This is a genomic window from Kitasatospora sp. NPDC058046, assembly GCF_042885595.1.
Lineage (GTDB): Bacteria > Actinomycetota > Actinomycetes > Streptomycetales > Streptomycetaceae > Kitasatospora.
In genome coordinates this window covers 314,617-330,905 of record NZ_JBHVRS010000006.1, presented here as the reverse complement: position 1 = coordinate 330,905, position 16,289 = coordinate 314,617, and the positions used below count along the sequence as shown (strand labels likewise).

General features: G+C 72.8%; 14 protein-coding genes. 6 read left to right on the top strand and 8 right to left on the bottom strand.

All coding sequences use genetic code 11. The features are described 5' to 3' along the window. Positions 1–27 precede the first annotated feature (27 nt). Together ACFVU7_RS15890 and ACFVU7_RS15885 are read left to right on the top strand one after the other, a co-directional pair. Positions 28–669, top strand: coding sequence for a TetR/AcrR family transcriptional regulator C-terminal domain-containing protein (locus ACFVU7_RS15890; protein ID WP_259316351.1), 642 nt, complete (start codon positions 28–30; stop codon positions 667–669). A gap of 221 nt (positions 670–890) precedes the next feature. Next, positions 891–1,946 carry a beta family protein gene (locus ACFVU7_RS15885; RefSeq protein ID WP_049651707.1) on the top strand — a complete coding sequence of 352 codons (1,056 nt, stop codon included), beginning with the start codon at positions 891–893 and terminating at the stop codon, positions 1,944–1,946. A 102-nt stretch (positions 1,947–2,048) separates the two neighbouring features. Here ACFVU7_RS15885 and ACFVU7_RS15880 read toward each other — a convergent pair whose 3' ends face one another. Then, positions 2,049–3,008 carry an alpha/beta fold hydrolase gene (locus ACFVU7_RS15880; protein ID WP_388045469.1) on the bottom strand — a complete coding sequence of 320 codons (960 nt, stop codon included), beginning with the start codon at positions 3,006–3,008 and terminating at the stop codon, positions 2,049–2,051. 115 nt (positions 3,009–3,123) lie between these two features. Here ACFVU7_RS15880 and ACFVU7_RS15875 point away from each other — a divergent pair, with 115 nt between their 5' ends. Then, positions 3,124–4,104, top strand: coding sequence for a helix-turn-helix transcriptional regulator (locus tag ACFVU7_RS15875; RefSeq protein ID WP_388045585.1), 981 nt, complete (start codon positions 3,124–3,126; stop codon positions 4,102–4,104). Between the two features lie 99 nt (positions 4,105–4,203). Here the strand turns inward: ACFVU7_RS15875 and ACFVU7_RS15870 are convergent, their stop codons facing one another. Continuing rightward, the gene (locus tag ACFVU7_RS15870) at positions 4,204–4,767 is read right to left on the bottom strand and encodes a YdeI family protein (protein WP_049651705.1); all 564 of its coding nucleotides are present in this window, start codon (positions 4,765–4,767) and stop codon (positions 4,204–4,206) included. Between the two features lie 282 nt (positions 4,768–5,049). On the opposite strand from ACFVU7_RS15870, the gene ACFVU7_RS15865 reads away from it, so the two are divergent. The 3 genes from ACFVU7_RS15865 (at position 5,050) to ACFVU7_RS15855 (ending at position 8,880) form a co-directional block, all read left to right on the top strand. Then, positions 5,050–5,886: a hypothetical protein gene (locus ACFVU7_RS15865; RefSeq protein ID WP_388045468.1), complete on the top strand. Its 837-nt coding sequence runs from the start codon at positions 5,050–5,052 to the stop codon at positions 5,884–5,886. 196 nt (positions 5,887–6,082) lie between these two features. Continuing rightward, positions 6,083–6,562: a hypothetical protein gene (locus tag ACFVU7_RS15860; protein WP_074002806.1), complete on the top strand. Its 480-nt coding sequence runs from the start codon at positions 6,083–6,085 to the stop codon at positions 6,560–6,562. A 44-nt stretch (positions 6,563–6,606) separates the two neighbouring features. Then, positions 6,607–8,880, top strand: coding sequence for a tetratricopeptide repeat protein (locus ACFVU7_RS15855; RefSeq protein ID WP_388045466.1), 2,274 nt, complete (start codon positions 6,607–6,609; stop codon positions 8,878–8,880). A 152-nt stretch (positions 8,881–9,032) separates the two neighbouring features. Here the strand turns inward: ACFVU7_RS15855 and ACFVU7_RS15850 are convergent, their stop codons facing one another. The 6 genes from ACFVU7_RS15850 to ACFVU7_RS15825 all read right to left on the bottom strand — a co-directional run bounded on the left by ACFVU7_RS15850 (position 9,033) and on the right by ACFVU7_RS15825 (position 16,212). Continuing rightward, positions 9,033–10,193 carry a CopD family protein gene (locus ACFVU7_RS15850; protein ID WP_388045464.1) on the bottom strand — a complete coding sequence of 387 codons (1,161 nt, stop codon included), beginning with the start codon at positions 10,191–10,193 and terminating at the stop codon, positions 9,033–9,035. Positions 10,194–10,311: 118 nt separating this feature from the next. After that, on the bottom strand, positions 10,312–11,733 hold the full coding sequence (locus tag ACFVU7_RS15845; RefSeq protein WP_388045584.1) for an MATE family efflux transporter: 1,422 nt from the start codon (positions 11,731–11,733) through the stop codon (positions 10,312–10,314). Between the two features lie 25 nt (positions 11,734–11,758). After that, the gene (locus ACFVU7_RS15840) at positions 11,759–12,790 is read right to left on the bottom strand and encodes a cysteine synthase family protein (RefSeq protein WP_388045462.1); all 1,032 of its coding nucleotides are present in this window, start codon (positions 12,788–12,790) and stop codon (positions 11,759–11,761) included. A 49-nt stretch (positions 12,791–12,839) separates the two neighbouring features. Beyond that, positions 12,840–14,183 (bottom strand): Y4yA family PLP-dependent enzyme, encoded by a 1,344-nt coding sequence (locus ACFVU7_RS15835; RefSeq protein ID WP_388045460.1) that lies wholly within the window; start codon positions 14,181–14,183, stop codon positions 12,840–12,842. Next, complete coding sequence (locus tag ACFVU7_RS15830; RefSeq protein WP_388045458.1) at positions 14,174–15,163, bottom strand: ornithine cyclodeaminase family protein; 990 nt, start codon at positions 15,161–15,163, stop codon at positions 14,174–14,176. Before ACFVU7_RS15830 ends, ACFVU7_RS15835 begins: the two co-directional genes overlap by 10 nt. 59 nt (positions 15,164–15,222) lie before the next feature. Then, entirely contained in the window at positions 15,223–16,212 is a 990-nt protein-coding gene (locus ACFVU7_RS15825) for a TauD/TfdA family dioxygenase (protein WP_388045456.1), read from the bottom strand. Positions 16,213–16,289: the final 77 nt, after the last annotated feature.

Here is a 16,289-nt window from a genome sequence, read left to right as displayed (position 1 = left end):
CGATGGCTCCTCCAGTACACTTGGTCGGTGACCAAGAATCAACCCCGGACCACCGCGCGGCCCCGGCTCGACCCGACCGCCGTGGTGAACGCCGCGCTCGAACTGCTCGACGAGAAGGGCGCCGACGCCGTGTCCCTGCGCGGCACGGCCGAACGCCTCGGCGTACGGATGAACACCGTGCTCTGGCACGCCAAGACCAAGGCCCGGCTGCTGGAGCTGATGGCCGAGGCGATCGTCGCCGAGGTCCGGTTCTCCGACCTGCCCGAGGCCCCGGCCGAGCGCGTGCGCGAACTGGCCCGCCGCTACCGCCGCAGCCTGCTGGCCCACCGCGACGGCGCGGCCGTCGTCGCGGGCACCTACGCCGCCGAGCCCGCGACCCTCGGCTTCGCCGACCACGTCGTGGCGGCCCTGCTCAGCACCGGACTCGACGAACGCCGGGCCGCCTGGACGTTCTGGAGCATCCAGTACCTGACGCTCGGCCTGACCCAGGAGGAACAGGCACTCCGCGCCTCCGACGAGGAGCACACCCTCGGCCCCGCACTCGCCGACGGAAGCTACCCCGCGCTCGACCGGGTGGCCCGGCACATGGAGGACACCGCGTTCGACGAGCGCTTCGAGTTCGGCCTCGACCAGCTGCTGCGCCCCCTCCGGGAGGCCGAGGAGGGGTGACGCGGGCTCCGGGCGGCGGGGCCCGGACACGACGACCGGCAGGCCGTCCGGCTTTCGTCATGCGGCACGGACTCGACCCGGCGCTCCGGTGGACGCCGGTGGTGAACGCCCGCCCGCTGCGCCGGGTGCGCGCCCTGGTGCGACGGCGGCGGGCGTCGCACACTGGCGGGGCGACAGTAACCCCGGGTAACGCACGCGCCACCGTCAGCAGGGGGATGCCGATGGAGTACGTACCGATCCTGCGTGGCAAGGCGGGCGAGTTCATCGCCCTTCGCAACATCAGCGCCGACGTCCAGGCGCGCATCCGCCCGCTCCTCGAAGTCCACCCCGACCAGCGCCTGGCCGACGTCGTGCAGACCTTCGCCGACCACGCCGGGGACCACCTGCCCGGCAACCTCACCGTGACCGTCGACTGCGGGCAGCTCTGGCAGTACGGCGCCGTGGGGACCGGCTTCCGCGGCCACGCGATGCGCTGGCTCAGCGACGCCTTCCGCGAGTGGCTCCACACGCTCGTCCCCGCCTTCCGCACCACCGACCCGGACGGCTCCCTCGACGAGACCCGCCAGGCCCAGCTCGCCCACGGGGCCGGAGGGTGCCTGCGCGTCGACCTCAACCACCTGCCCCACGGCCCCCGGGAACTGACCGAGGACGTCCGCCGCACCCTCGACGCCGTCGTGCTCAAGCCGCCGGACACCGACCTGCTGCTCGACGCCGGCTACCTCCCCGACGCCGACACGGTCACCGGCCTCGTGCCACGGGCAACCGAGGTCCTGGCCTGGGCCCGCGCACTGCCCTGGCGGCGCATCGCGCTCGCCGGCGGCGCGTTCCCGCCGTCCCTGCGCCGCGTCACGCCCCACGTCCTCACCGCGCTGCGCCGCCACGACCTCGACCTCTGGGAGCGCGTCGCCCGACGGGCCGGAGGCCGACCGCCCGACTTCGGCGACCACGGCGTCACCCACCCCGAGCCGCCCGCTCCCGCCCGCGTGCGAGCCGCACCCGTCAACCTGCGCTACACCAGCGGGCGGCACTGGCACGTCGTGCGGGCCGTCGGCATGGCGGGGATCGACACGCTCCGGCTGTGCCGCGAACTCACCCGGGCCGAGGTCTGGTTCGGCGGTCGGACGAACGACGAACTGTCCTGGGGGGACGGTGAGATCCGCCTCCGGGCCGACGGCCTCGCGGCCGGTCCCGGCGGCCCCAGCCAGCGGCGCGCCTGGGAGACCTCCCACCACCTGGCCGCCGTCACCCGGTCCATCGCGGAGCGGGGACGGCCCTGACGGTGCCGCCCGCACGCGGGGCCGTGACGCCTACGGGTGACGCCTACTGGCCGACGTCAGGACGGCAAGGCAATTGGACCGAGCAATGCACCCGCTCGGTGATCATTTGTCAGACAGGCTCCAGCCCTGCCGTTCCAGCCATTCCGAAATCACCTGGTTGGTTTCTTCCGGCATTTCCTCCTGGATCCAGTGACCGCAGTCCAGGCCGACCACTTCCACGTTGGGCACGAACTCTGCCAGTCTTTCGAACCTCGGGATCGCGAAGTCCTGGTCGCCGTAGATCATGAGGGCGGGCTGCTTGATGACCGGGTCCGCGTCCGCCAGCTGGTGCCAGTTGCGGTCGAGGTTCCTGTACCAGTTGATGCCGCCGGTGAATCCCGACGTCTCGAACGCGGAGACGTAGACGGCCAGGTCGCTGTCGCTCATGACGGGCTCACCGAGTGCTGTTTCCGCCTTGGCGAGGTTGATGAACGCCATGCCCGGCTCTGGGGATGCGGGGGGCACGTTCTTCCGGTAGAGGTTGCGGAGGAACCGGGAGGTGTTGGCATCGAATGCGGCGTCCGCGACGCCCGGCTGCCGGTTGAAGTGGACGAAATAGAAGTCGCCGCCGAGGAAGGTCTCCATGACCTCGATCCACGGCGTTTCTCCGCGCTCCTGGTAAGGCAGGCTCAGGTTGATCAGCTTGTTCACCCGGTCGGGGTGCAACAGGGTCAGCCCCCAGACGACGAACGCACCCCAGTCATGGCCGATGAAGGTGGCGTCCTCGTAGCCGTAGTGGTCCAGGAGCGCGACGAGGTCACCCGTCAGGTGTTCGATGTCGTAGTCCGTCACCTCGGTCGGGCGGGATGAGTTGCCATAGCCCCGCTGGTTCGGTGCGATGACGTGGTAGCCGGTCGCTGCGAGGACGGGCATCAGGTGACGCCAGGAGAAGGCGTGCTCCGGCCAGCCGTGGCAGAGCACGATGGGCTTGCCCTTGTTCTCTCGGCCTGCCTCGAAGACTTCGAGCTCCACACCATTGACCTGGACGAGGGTGGGCTCGGGAAATTCTGCTGGATTGAACACTGCATTTCCTCTCTGGGGCGTTCGCCGGCGGTCGACCTCCTCGATGAGGCCATGTCGCCATCGTGCTCCCCAAACCGGTCACCCCATGACCGGTTTCCATGAGACTTTTGTCAGCATGCGATCCGATCGGCTGGTGGCCGTACTCCTCCTGCTCCAACGGCGCGAGCAGGTGACAGCCGCAGAGGTCTCCCGAGAGCTGGACGTCTCCGAGCGCACCGCCCGCCGCGACCTCGACATCCTGGCCATGGCCGGGGTGCCCGTGTACTCCGTACAGGGCCGAGGTGGCGGCTGGCGCCTCGTGGGCGGCGCTCGTACCGACCTGTCCGGGTTGACCGCCAGTGAGGCCCGCGCCCTGTTCCTGGCCGTCGGTCCGGCCTCGGATGCGACGCCGGCGATGAAGGCAGCCCTGCGCAAGCTCGTCCATGCCCTGCCGAAGCCCTTCCAGGTGCAGGCCGAGGCAGCGGCGGCGTCGCTGGTCGTGGACCCGCAGCGATGGGGGGCGAGCCGGATCGAGCACCGGCCGCCGCGCTTCCTCGACGAACTCCAGGACGCGGTGATCAGCGGCGTCCAGGTGTCGCTCGGCTACGTCGACAGCAAAGGCGTCGAAACCCGGAGAACCGTCCACCCGCTGGGCATTGTCGCCAAAGGTCCTGTGTGGTACCTCGTCTCCAACACCGGGACCGGCCGACGGGTCTTCCGGATCGACCGCGTGTCGTCCGCTGACCCGACCGGCGACCCTGTGCACCGACCCGGGGACTTCGACCTTGCCGAGAGCTGGAATGAGATCGCCGAAGAGGTCGATCGCAAACGAACGCCGCTGGAGGTCCAGGCGGTATGCACACCCGACGGGATAGGCATACTCCGGATGGCGCTCGGCGACCGGCTCGACGTGGGAGGTTCCACGGCCGATGGCCGCATCGAGGTCGTGATCCGCGGCCCCAACGAGTGCATCCTCGCCGGCGAGCTCTCCGGGCTGGTCGAATGGGTCGAGGTGACCGGCCCTCCGGGTGTGCGAGACCACCTGGCCTCGATCGGCAACGCCCTCGTCGAACGATACGGCCGGCCGCGCACCCGCGGAGACCTTCACCCGTCTTGAAGCGGGCGAGGCAGGGCTTCGCGAACAGTTCCGTTCAACAGGGTGGGTTCGTCCGTTCCGGCAGTCGCCTGGTCACGAGTCGGCGGGTCTGCCGGGCCCTCAGGTTCCGGGGCGCCGGAACGGCTTGAGCCGCACCCCCTCCAGGCTGTCGGCGATCAGCTGGTCCAACCGCCGCTCCCGGGTCTCGTCCCGCTTGGCACTGATCACATGGTGGATCGCCGACTTGCGGTAGGACGGCGCCTGCCCGCTGAACCACTCCCACGCCCGCGGTTCCGCTTGGAAACGAGCCAACTGCGCCGCCTCGAACTCCCAGACCGGCTTCTCCTCGCGGCCCCGGTCACGGGCTTCGAACACCGCGATGCCGGCCGGCCGCATGAGCCCCTGCGCGGTCAGCTCCTCGATCTTGCGGAGGTTGACCTGGCTCCAGTTGCCGCGCGGCCTGCGCGGGGTGAACCGGATCGTCCAGGAGAAGTCGTCGATCGGGCTCTGCCGGCCGTCGATCCAGCCGTAGCACAGGGCCTGGTCGACCGCCTCCGACCAGCTCAGGGTGGGCTTGCCCGTTCCCTTCTTCCACATGCCCACCCGGCATTCGGAGGCAGTCGCATGGTGCTCCTCCAGCCAGTCCCGGAACTCCTCAGGACTTGAGAAGAAGGTTGGTTCCATGCGCGGTGCTCCCGTCGGTCGTCTCGTCGGTTCCATTGAACCCGTCGGGTGCGACAATCCGAGGCCTGGGCGAAGCTGCTGGAACACGTCCAGGTCGACGATGCGGTGGGCCGGGTGGAGTGGACGGTTGCCGTGGACTCCACGGTGTAGGGGTGCGGCCCGCGTGTTCAGGCCATTCCCGGGTGCGGGCGCCCGAACCCGTCGCCCGGCGGGCAGGATGGCCGGCAGCCCGCGCCCCGCCCGGCCGGGCCTCGACGACCGATCGGAAGGCAGGAACCAGCGATGCCGAAGAGCCCACGGCGATTCACGGCGGCGGCCACCGTCTGCGCCGCACTCATCAGTGCGGTGGGCCTCCTCGCACCGACCGCGCAGGCGCAGGCGCGGACAGGGGCACCGGCGTCGGTGCTCGCCGCACCGGACGCGGAGACGGGCCTGCCGAGGGACACCGGAACTCCCCCGGGCACCGAGGGCCAGTCCACCACGGTCACCCGTCCCGACGGCACCCAGGCGCGGTTCGCGGTCTTCTCGACCGACTACGCCACCGGCCAGACCATCTGGTACCGGACGCAGTCCGCCCCCGGCGGCCCGTTCGGCGCCTGGAGCCAGGTCAACGGCATGAGCCTCAACTTCCAGAACCTGGTGCTCACCGCCGCCGCGGACGCCGACGGCGCCCTGGAGGTGTTCACCATCGGATACCAGTCGTCGGTCCTGGTACGGATCCACCAGGCCGGCCCGGACGGTCCGTGGTCGGCGCCCGAGCCCTTCGGCCCCGCCGGGGCGGGCGTGCCGAGGTTCTTCGGGCCACCGGTGGCCTTCCAGCGGGCGGACGGCACGCTGGCCTTCTTCGAGGTCTACCAGGGCTCGGGCAGCCCGCGGTTGTACGTCAACGAGCAGAGCGCCCCCGGGGTCTGGGGCTCCTGGAACGACCTGGGATCCGGCCCGCTCCCGGCGGGGGTGGCCACTCCCTCCTCCGTCACGCAGTCGGCGGACGGGCGGCTGACGGTGCTCGCGCACATGTGGAACGCCACGTCGTGGACGGCCCGGATCTCCGAGCAGGCTCCGGGTGGCCCCTGGGACTCCTGGCAGGACTGCCGGAACGGCGGCTGCGCCGCGGGCTGACCCCGGCACCCGCCACCCGTATCCGAGCGGCGCCCCGCACGTGAACCCCTCCTGGCCTCCTGGGCGTTGCGTGCGGGGCCCGCCGCGTCCCCGCTCCGAGGCCGGTCCCGAAACCGGTCGACCGGCGGACTGATACGACGTCATGGAGCTCCCGTAGTACGGTCGAGGACACAGACGTCGACACGAGGGGGCTCGGATGCTGTCCGAAGCGTTGACCGCACTGGCCGCGGCGGGGGGAACGGCGGTGATGACCGCCGCCGGTACGGAGGCCTGGGAGGGCTTCCGGCGCAAGGTGGCGGACTGGTTCGGCCGCGGTGACGGTGGGCGCGAGACCGTCGAACTGGAGCGGCTCGACCGCACCGCTGCCGAGCTCGCCGGCGCCGAGGCCGGGCAGCTGGAGCGGCTCCGGATCCGTCAGGAGGCCTCCTGGCAGGCCAGGTTCGAGGCCTTCCTGGAGGCTCTGCCGGAGGAGGAGCGGGAGCGGGCCGGCGAGGCGCTGCGGGCTCTGCTGGAGGAGGCCGCGGCCCGGGGTTCCCAGGTCTCGGCCGGGGCCGGCGGGCTGGCCGTCGGCGGGAACGTGCAGGTCAGTGCCGATCGCGGCTCGGTCGCCGCCGGGGTGATCCACGGGGGTGTGTCCATCGGCCGCCCTTCGGTGCCGGATCCGACCGAGGGCTGAACGGACCGGCGGAGCAGAGCCCAGCAGCGCCGTCCGGCGCCGAGGTGCGGGCGGAGAACCACAGCGTCGCGGTCGGCCACGCGGACCAGGTGTCGTACTTCACCGGTCGTCGGGCGCCCGCGGGTTACCCGCTCCAGGTCGGCGTCGTGCCGAACGCCGCGCACCGCTTCCAGCACCGGCCCCTGCCCGACGCGCCGGCGGGATACCGGGTCCTGCTCGGGACCGCCGGGGTCGGCAAGACCCAGCTGGCCGCGTACGAAGCCCGCACCGCCTGGCAGCAGGGGCGGCTCGACCTGCTGGTCTGGGCCGCCGCCGGTAGCCGGGCGGCGATCCTGGCCGCCTACGCCCGGACCATGGCCGAGCTGAACGGCACCGAACCGGGCGACGCCGAGCTTGGTGCGCGGGAGTTCCTCGCCTGGTTGCGGCCGGGCGGAGCCGGGCAGACGGTGCGCTGGATGATCGTGCTGGACGGCCTGGCCGACCCCGAAGACCTGCGCGGGCTCTGGCCACCGGACGACCCGCACGGGCGGACCGTGATCACCAGCTGGCGCCGGGACGTGGCGCGCGAGGGGTCGGACCGGCACGTGGTCACCGTGCCCGTGTTCAGCCCCGCCGAGGCCCACGACTACCTCACGGCGGTGCTGAACACCGCAGACCGGGCCGAGTCGCCCGGGCAACTCTCAGTGCTGGCCGAGGAGTTGGGTCGCCTTCCGCTCGCCCTCGCGCAGGCCGCCCGGTACCTGACCGGCACCGGGCTGAGCTGCGCGGAGTACCTGGACCGGCTGCGGGACGGGGAACACCGGCTGGCCGACCTGGTGCCGGCCCCGGGCAGGCTGCCGGACGGACAGGGCGAACCACTCCCGCACATCTGGGACCAGGCCCTGCGACAGGTTGATCCGGCTGCCCGGCGGCTGCTGGAACTGCTCGCTCCGCTGGACCCGGCGGGAGTACCCCGGCCCGTGGTGGACAGGCTCACCGGGCAGGCCCTGCGACAGCCCGGGGAAGAGGCCAAGGAGACCGGAAGCGACCGGCTGCTCGACCTGTTGCACCGGTGCTGCCTGGTCGAGCACGACCCTTCGAACGAGCAGCGGAGGGTCCGCGTCCACCCCCTGGTGCAGCGGGCAGCCCACGAGAGCGTGCCGGCGCACCGGTCGGACGAGTCGATCGACCTCGCCGTCGAGGCACTCCTGGCCGGGACGGTGGTGAACCCCGAGCGCGGTTGGGAGCCCAGGTACGACGCGTTCTACGGACAGGCGCTCAGAGCGGAGGAGGTCGAGTCCTTGCTCTCCGGGGTGAGGAGGGCGAACCCGCCGAGTCCGCCCGAGGTATCGGCGGCGACACTGCACGGGAACCTCGGGGCACTGCTGCGCGGGCCGTACCGGCGCAGACTGGGCTACCGGGAGAACAAGCTGGCCGTCCGGATGGGCGAGACCCTCGTGGCGGAGGGCAGGCCTGAGCAGGCGGTGGCCTACCTCCGATCGTTCCTGGCCGGGGTCGCCGAGGAGGCGGGCGCGGATCATCCTGGGACCGGGGAGGTCAGGGCCGCCCTCGCCGAGGCCTGCGCGGCAGCCGGCGACCTCGCCGGCGCCATCGCGGAATACCGTGGCGTGATCGACGTCCAGGTGCGCGAGTCGGCCGCCGTGCCGCCCGGGTTGTACGGCGTCCTGTGGCCCGCGAGCGCCGAACGTGTCACCAAGCTGCGTCGGCGTCTGGCCCATTGGCTGGCGCAGAACGGCGACCTGGTCGAAGTCGCCGCTGTCTTCCGGGACTTGGTCGACGACGAACAACACGGCCAGGACCACAGGCCGGTCGACGTGTTCGACGAATACGCCTTGCGGGCCGAGGCCGCCGACTGGCTGGGTCGAAGCGGCGATCCCGCGGGGGCCGCACTCGCCTACCGGCAGATCGTCGAGGCATCGTCGGGCAGGTTCGGGCGGCGGTTCGCGGCGTTCTTCGACCTGCGCTACGGATACGGACACTGGCTGGGGGAGTCGGGCGACCCGCGCAAGGCCGTCAAGGTGCTGGCCGGCCTGCTGAGGGACCAGCTCCACGTACTGCACGGCAGACCGGAGGAAGACCCGTACGGGCGGTACCTCCGGACTCCCGATCACCGTCCGGTCACCTTCAAGACCCGGGCGGCGTTGGCCTTCTGGCTCGGTCGTTCCGGCGATGTGCGCGCGGCGGTGGCAGCCCTGGAAGAGCTTCTGGACGAGCAACTGCGCCACCTCGGTCCGGACCATCCGGACATCGCCGCCACTCGGCAGAACCTCGCCCACTGGCGGCAGCAGCAGCAGAAGAGGAGGTGGCGACGTTACTGAGGTTCTCAGGGCGGAGTCGGTGGGGCGAATGACAGACCGGTACCGGTCAGGCCTCCCTCGACGAGGGTCGGCTGGAGCCGGATGTGTCGCAGGCCTCGGCGGAGGGACCCGTGGGGGCCGCCGACCCGGGTCGGAGGCCCCCACGTCCGTCGTCAGGCGGTGGCGCCCTGACGGCGGGCGAGGGCGTCGGAGGCCTTGGCGGTGGCGTAGAGGGAGACGCCGAGGGCCAGCACGAGGGCGGCGCCGGCCGCGAAGACGGTGCCGGAGGAGACGGCCTTGGCGTCCGCGGCCTCGGCGCGCGCCGATCCGGTGATGAACGGGACGACCGCCAGGACGGCGACGCCGAGGGCGACCTCTCCCCACACGACCTTCGGGAAGTGCCGCAGCGTGAGGTGGAGCAGGGAGGAGGTGTCGTCGGCGCGCCGGGCGTGGGCGATGCGGGGCATCAGCCAGAACTGGTTGAAGGCGCCGGCGGTGACGAGGCCGAGGACGAGGAGGACCTTGACGAGCAGGGCGAGGCCGTAGCCGGTGGTCCACAGCTGGGAGACCGCGCCGACGTGCTTCCAGCTGAGCCAGAGGCCGGAGACGGTGACGGCGGCGACGCAGACCATGGCGACCAGGCTGAAGCGGCGCCACAGGTCCGCCCACAGCAGGCCGGCGCCCGTGCCGAGCCGGCCGCGGGTGCCGGCGAGGGCGACGAGCAGGGCGAGGCCGCCGAGCCAGACGGTGCCCGAGACGATGTGCACCTGGTCGAGGAGGAGGTCGAGCCAGCGGTCGAGTCCGGCGGGGGCGGTGGTCGGGACGGCGGCGATCAGGGTGACGGCGAGGGCGGCCGGCAGCGCGGTGAGCGCTATCGCGTCGACGTGGCGGCGTACGGCCGGGACGAACAGGGCGGCCAGCAGGACGGCCGTCGCGGCCAGGACGGCGTTCTGGACGAGGTGGACGGTGCCCTGGGCGATCCAGGCGCCCTTGGCGGCCGGGGCCTGGAGGTAGTCCCAGAGCCTGCCGGGGGCGAGGGCGTCACCGAAGGGCATGCCCTTGCCGGCGCGGGCGAGGCGGGCGGCGAGCTGGAAGTAGCCCGCGACCAGGAGGACCACGCCGGACACGGCCAGGCAGGTCGCGGCCCTGGCGCGCAGGACCCTGGAGTCGTCGGGGTCCGCGCCGCGCAGGGCGGGGCGGACGGTGGTGGCGTAGGTGACGGTGGTGCCGATGGCCGCGCTGAGGCCGAGGAAGTAGCCGGCCTTGGTCAGGACGCGCCACAGCGGGGGCAGGACGTACGGGGTGGCGGTGGCGGCGAGCGAGGCAGCGTGCATGGGGGAGTCTCACGTGGTGGTGGGTGGATACGGAGCAGGGTGGTGCGCCGGAGGGCGGGTGGGGTGGCACCCGCCCTCCGGCACCGCCGACGGGCTGGCAGGCACCGCCGACGGGCTGTCAGGCTCCGGCGGCGACGGCGTCGGGTGCCGCGGCGGCCCTGGCGGTGAGGGCACGGTCGTAGCGGCGCAGCAGGAGGACCGCGGTGGTGGCGAGGCCGATCAGCAGGCCGAACCAGAGGCCGCGGGTCTCGCCGCCGAGGGGGTAGGCGAGGAGCCAGGAGGCGGGCAGGCCGACGGCCCAGTAGCCGACGAGGGTGATGCGGAAGCCGCTCCTGGTGTCGTCGAGGCCGCGCAGCAGGCCGACGCCGATGTTCTGGGCGCAGTCGAAGAACTGCAGGACGGCGACGACGACGAGCAGGCCGGTGGCGATCTCCAGGCCCTGCTGGTCGGTGGGTGCGTTGGGGTCGAAGTAGGGGCGCAGGACGAGGTCCGGGAGCGCGAGGTAGAGGGTGCCGACGACCGTCATCACCACGGCGCCGCAGGCGAGCGCGGTGTTCTTGATGCGGCGGGCGGCGGCGTACTCGCCGAGGGCGAGTTCGCGGCTGACGTTGATGGACGCGGCGTGCGAGAGGCCGACGGCGACCTGGAAGACGATGTAGATCAGCTGGTTGACGGCGGTGTGGGCGGCGAGCGCGGCGGGGCCGAAGCTGCCGGCGAGCAGCGCGGTGACGGAGAAGAACCCGGCCTCGGAGCCGTAGGTGGCGGCGATCGGCGTGCCGAGGCCGAGCAGGCGGCGGACGGTCGCGGCGTCGGCGCGCCAGAAGTCCAGGCTCAGCAGCGGTGCCAGCCGGTCGTCGCGGCGGGCGGAGGCGTATAGGGCGAGGAAGGACAGCAGGTAGACGCTGCTGGTGGCGACGCCGATGCCGGTGAGGCCGAGCCGGGGCAGGCCCCAGGTGCCGTGGATGAAGGCCCAGTTGAGGGCGGCGTTGACGGCGACGGAGGCGAGGGTGATCCGCAGCAGCGCCTGGGGGCGGCGCATGCCGACGGTGAACTGGCGGATCGCCTGGAACCAGAGGCAGGGTACGAGGCCGGGGGCGAGGGCGGCGAGCATGCCCTGGGCGCGGTGGGCGACCTCCGCGTCCTGGCCGAGCCAGGTGGCGGCCTGGCCGATGAGGACCATCAGGACGGCGCCGGCCAGTCCGGCGAGGGTGGCGACGGCCATCGCGGCCCGCACCAGGCCCCGGACTTCCTGGTCGGCGGCGTCGGCGGTAGCGTCAGCGGATTCGGCGCGCTCGGCCCGGGCCGCCGCGGCCGCCACCTGGTTGCCGACGGAGGTGACCAGCCCGACGCCCATGGTGCGGAGCTGGTTGAAGATCACCAGGGCGAGGCCGCCGGCCGCGAGGGCCTCGGTGCCCAGGACGCCCATCATGATCGTGTCGGTGGTGGTGAGGGCGACCTGGGCGAGCTGGGTGAGGGCGAGCGGTACGGCGAGGGCGGCGAGCGCGCGGCTGTCGCGCGCCAGGGTGGTCAGCTGCTGCATGGTGGGTGTCACGTCTCTGGAGGTGTCAGGGCCTGCGGAGTTTGGCGAGGGATTCGTCGATGTCGGTCTCGACGGCCTCGTCGAGGAGGTCGCGGGCCGTCATCCAGTCGTCGTTGAAGACGGTGTCCAGGTACTTCTCCCCGCCGTCGTTGATGAACGCGACCATAACGGCGTCCGGCGGCAGGGTCGTCAGGCGGGCCAGGGCGTCATGGACGACGCCGCCGGCGGAGCCGCCGATGAGCAGCCCGGTGCGCCGGGCGACGACGCGGGCGGTGGCGAAGGCCTCGACGTCGCCGACCTTGACGCCCTCGTCGATGAGGTCGTAGTCGACGAGCAGGCCGATGGTGGCGCCCTCGGGAGTGCCGGTGCCGGACTGGTAGTAGTCGTGGGCGGGAGGGCCGAAGGCGATGGAGCCCTTCGGCTCGACGCCGACGACCGTCACGTCCGGCACGTACGCCTTGAGCTCGCGGGCGGTGCCGCACAGCCCGCCGCCGGTGCCGACGGCGCCGACCAGCACGTCGACCCGGTTGTCCAGGGCCTGGGCGATCTCCCGGCCGACCGCGTGGTAACCGACCGCGTTGCTGGGGTTGTTGTGCTGCTCGGTGAAGAAGGTGTTGTCCTTGCCGCGGGCCATCTCCTCGGCGAGCTCCTCTCGGGCGGCGGTGTGCAGCTCCTCGCCGTCGGTGTCCGCGTCGACGTACACCAGCTCGGTGCCCATCGCCTTCATGCCGCGCAGCTTGTCGGCGGCGGCGTGGTTGTCGACGACGGCGGTGAAGCGGTAGCCGCGTTCGGCGGCGACCACGGCCAGCCCGAGGCCGGTGTTGCCGGAGGTGGACTCGATGATGTGGCCGCCCTCGCGCAGCTGTCCGCGCTCCTCGGCGTCGAGGACCATCTGCCGGGCCATGCGGATCTTGGCGCTGCCGGTGGGGTTGAACATCTCCAGTTTGAGGAGCAGGCGGGCGCCGTTGTCGGCGCGGGCGAGTTCGAACAGCGGGGTGTAGCCGATGAGGTCGGAGATCCGGGTGACCACCGGGGGGCGGTGCAGGGCGTCGGTCATGGCGGGGGGCTTCCTGGTGAGCGCGGTGGGCGGCGTCGGATCAGAGGGATCAGAGGGCGGGGCGGCGGTCGAGGCGCCAGCGCGGTCGGCCGTCCTCGTGCTGGACGACGACCTTGGCCGGCAGGGGGAGGTCGTGGAAGGGGGACTCGTTGGAGTCCATCTGGTAGCCGGCGGTGTTGGGGTAGACGAGGAGGTCGCCGACCCGGGGCCGGGCGGGGAAGGGGATCTTGCGCCAGGTCAGGAGGTCGGAGTCGAGACAGCTGGCGCCGCCGACGCACGCCCGGTACTCCTCGGCCGCCTGGCCGGGAGAGCGGGGCAGGAGTACGGGCTCGGGCAGGTACTCGCTGTTGAACCACTGCTCGGACAGGCTCAGGCTGGTGCCGTCGACGGTGACGATGCCGTATCCGGCCCGGTCCTTGACGCCCTGGACGACGAAGACGGAGGAGCCGGCCCGGTCGAGCAGCGCGCGTCCGGGTTCCAGCAGCAGCGTCACGCCGGCCTCCCGCAGCCGCTCGGCCAGGTCGGGCCCCTGCCCGCCCGGGCGGGCAGTGAGGATCGAGCGCAGCGCGTCGGCCCCGGCGACGGGGGAGTGGTAGGGGTAGAAGTCGCCCGTGCTGAACGTCCGGCCGCCGTGGTAGTGCCCGGGCTCCTGCTCGGCGAGGAACAGCTCCCAGGCGTCGGCGGGCACGTAATCGACGGCGAAGCCGCCGCCGATGCTGATCCGGTCCGCGGGCAGGCCCATCGTCCGGGCCTTGAGGCACAGGTCGACGAGTTCGCCCGCGAGGTCGGTGCGCGGCCGCACCTCGTAGCCGGACAGGTGGAAGCTGAAGCCCTCCATCCGGACCCGCTCACCGGCCGCGGCGCAGCGCGACAGCGCGGCGTCCAGCTGGTCGTCGTCGAGGCCGAAGCGGCTGCGGGGCTGGGCCGGCGGGTGACGGCGCAGCAGGAGGCGGACGGGCCGGGGGACGTCCAGGTGCAGGACGCGCTCCAGTTCGTCGAGGGCGTCGACGGCGATCAGCGCGCCCTGGAGGGCCGCGATGCGCAGCAGGGCCTCGGACTTGGCGGGGCCGGTGACGACGAGGTCCTCGCCGCGCACGCCGTGGCCGAGCGCCTCGCGCAGCTCGCCGAGCGAGGCGACGTCGACCCCGGCCCCGGTGGCGGCGCAGCGTTCGACGAACGCGGCGGCCTTGTTGGCCTTCTTGGCGTAGTAGACCCGCCCGTCCACGCCGGTGTCGGCGAGGACGGCGCGGAACGCGGCGAGGTTGGCGTCGAAGCGCTCGGGCAGCAGGTAGTGGAACCCTCCGCCGAGGCCGTGGGCGAGTTCGTGGAGCAGGCCGCTCGCGTGGAGGCGCTCGGCGAGGGGGTCGGGGTGGGCGGGCAGGGTCAGCGCCACAGGTCCACCTCGGTGCCCAGGCCCTGGTCGGCGGCGAGTTGGGCGAAGCGGTGGCCGAGCGCGATGTCGGTGACGACCAGGCCGCTGTTGTAGGCGAAGATCCGCTGGTCGGGCGCGGTACGGGCCTTGGAGGCGCCGGAGACGGCGGCGGGCAGTTCCAGGTCGACGGCGGGCAGGGTGCCGTCGGCGTCGGCCATGTCGGTGCCGGTGACGCGCATCTGGGCCTCGCTGGTGGCGATCACCCGGTCCGCGCGGTGCAGCGTGGACGGGGCGAGGCCGTGGCCGACGAGGATCGCGGTCGCGCCGGGCTTCAGCCAGTCGGCCTCGACGGCGGCGGGGGTGTGGCCGCCGGCGGTGGCGACGATGACGTCCGCGTCCCGGGCGGCCGCTTCGAGGTCGGTGACCAACTCCAGCTCGCGGCCGGGGAAGTGGCGCTCCAGCTCCTGGCGGACGGCGGCGATGCCGTCGGGGTGGGTGCCGGAGAGCAGCAGGCGCTTCAGTCCGGGCAGCGTGGTGAGCAGGAACGGCAGCGCGAGGCGGCCCTGGGTGCCGGTGCCGATCACCAGCGCGGTGGCGGCGTCGGGGGAGGCGCACTCGCGGGCCAGCAGGGCGGAGACGGCCGGGGTGCGCAGCGAGCCGATGCGGGAGCAGTCCATCATGGCGACCGGCAGGCCGGTGACGTCGTCGTAGACGGTCAGCGTCGTGTAGTAGTGCTGCTCGTCGCGGCCCTTGTCCAGGCCGTGCTTGTACGAGGTCTTGAACGCGACGACGTTGCGCACCCCGTCGCGGCCGAGCATGGCGTAGGAGACGGAGTGGCCGTCGGCGGGCCGGACGGTGAGCTTGCGGGGGTTGTCGGACCGGCCGGCGGCCAGGGTGCGGTAGGCCTGTTCGACGGTGTCGACGACGTCGGCCAGGGTGATGTCCAGGCCGGCGAGGTCGCTGGTGGAGAGTACGCGCAGGGTGGTGTCGTCCCGGTCCACGCGGGTGCCCTTTCGGTTCGGTGAGGCGGCGTCTGGAAAAGCAGGGGGAGAGCGGGCGGTCAGGAGGCCCAGGCGGTGAGGGCGGCCTGGCCGTAGCCGTGCTCGTCGTGCTCGGCGAGCGGGCGGGTGGGGCGCTCCTCGACCCGGACGGAGGCGCGCTTGAGCCAGCGGTCGGTGCCGTCGTAGCGGGCCCGGAAGGGGACGCGGCCGTGGACGACGAGGTCGTTGTCGACGACCAGGACGTCGCCCGGCTCCAGGCTCACCGCGACGGACACCCGGGCCAGCTCCTCGCCCAGGCGCTCGTAGGCGCCGCGCCAGGCCTCGTCCGTCCCCTCCAGCGGGGTGTAGGCGGGGTCGTAGCGCATGGTCAGGCCGTCGGGGGAGTCGAAGAGGGTGGGCACCGGGGCGGGCCGGCCGGGGAACTGCTGGGCCTGCTCGTAGGCGTCGTCGGGCAGGATCGGCGCGACGGGGCGCTTCAGCCGGTCCAGGTCGGCCTGGGCGAGCGCGGTCAGCCGTACGCCGGCCGCGGTGGTGGCGATCCGGTCGTGGTTGCGCATGCAGCAGAGCAGCAGCAGGTGGGCGCGGCCGGGGTGGAAGGCGTCCTCGGTGTGCGGGGTGAGCAGGACGGAGCTGGAGGCGCCGGTCTGCTCGCTCTCGTGCCCGGGCGAGGGCACGATGTTGTGCACGAACCGGCCGTCCTGCTGGCCGTCCCAGGCGATCGGGGTGCCCATCAGGGCGGAGACCAGCAGCAGCGTCACGTCCCACAGCGCGCCGGCGTCGCCGACGGTCGACCAGTGGCCGGGCGTGGGGCCGAGTTCGGTGTCGTCGGGGCGCAGGCCGCGCAGCACGAACAGGCCGTCGGCGGTGTCCACCGGGCGCAGCGCGTGCCGGAGTTCCGCGCTGAGCCGGGTGCGGGTCGCGGGCAGGTCGGCCAGCAGGTCGGGGCTGGTGGCGGAGCCGTGGCGGGCCAGCAACTCGGCGGCGGTGTCGGTCAGTTCCTGGGCGGTGGCGGTGTCGAGGCGGCGTACCGGGGCAGGGCAGGTGGGCACGGCGGGACCTTCCGGGGGCGGGACGGGAGAGGGCGTGCGAGCACGCGGCATCACCGCACCGGTGTGGGACGGGCGGG

Coding starts and splice junctions, on each gene's coding strand:
- ACFVU7_RS15885 (WP_049651707.1), top strand. CDS start 891: ATGGAGTACGTACCGATCCTGCGTGGCAAGGCGGGCGAGTTCATCGCC.
- ACFVU7_RS15875 (WP_388045585.1), top strand. CDS start 3,124: ATGCGATCCGATCGGCTGGTGGCCGTACTCCTCCTGCTCCAACGGCGC.
- ACFVU7_RS15870 (WP_049651705.1), bottom strand. CDS start 4,767: ATGGAACCAACCTTCTTCTCAAGTCCTGAGGAGTTCCGGGACTGGCTG.
- ACFVU7_RS15865 (WP_388045468.1), top strand. CDS start 5,050: ATGCCGAAGAGCCCACGGCGATTCACGGCGGCGGCCACCGTCTGCGCC.
- ACFVU7_RS15860 (WP_074002806.1), top strand. CDS start 6,083: ATGCTGTCCGAAGCGTTGACCGCACTGGCCGCGGCGGGGGGAACGGCG.
- ACFVU7_RS15850 (WP_388045464.1), bottom strand. CDS start 10,193: ATGCACGCTGCCTCGCTCGCCGCCACCGCCACCCCGTACGTCCTGCCC.
- ACFVU7_RS15845 (WP_388045584.1), bottom strand. CDS start 11,733: ATGCAGCAGCTGACCACCCTGGCGCGCGACAGCCGCGCGCTCGCCGCC.
- ACFVU7_RS15840 (WP_388045462.1), bottom strand. CDS start 12,790: ATGACCGACGCCCTGCACCGCCCCCCGGTGGTCACCCGGATCTCCGAC.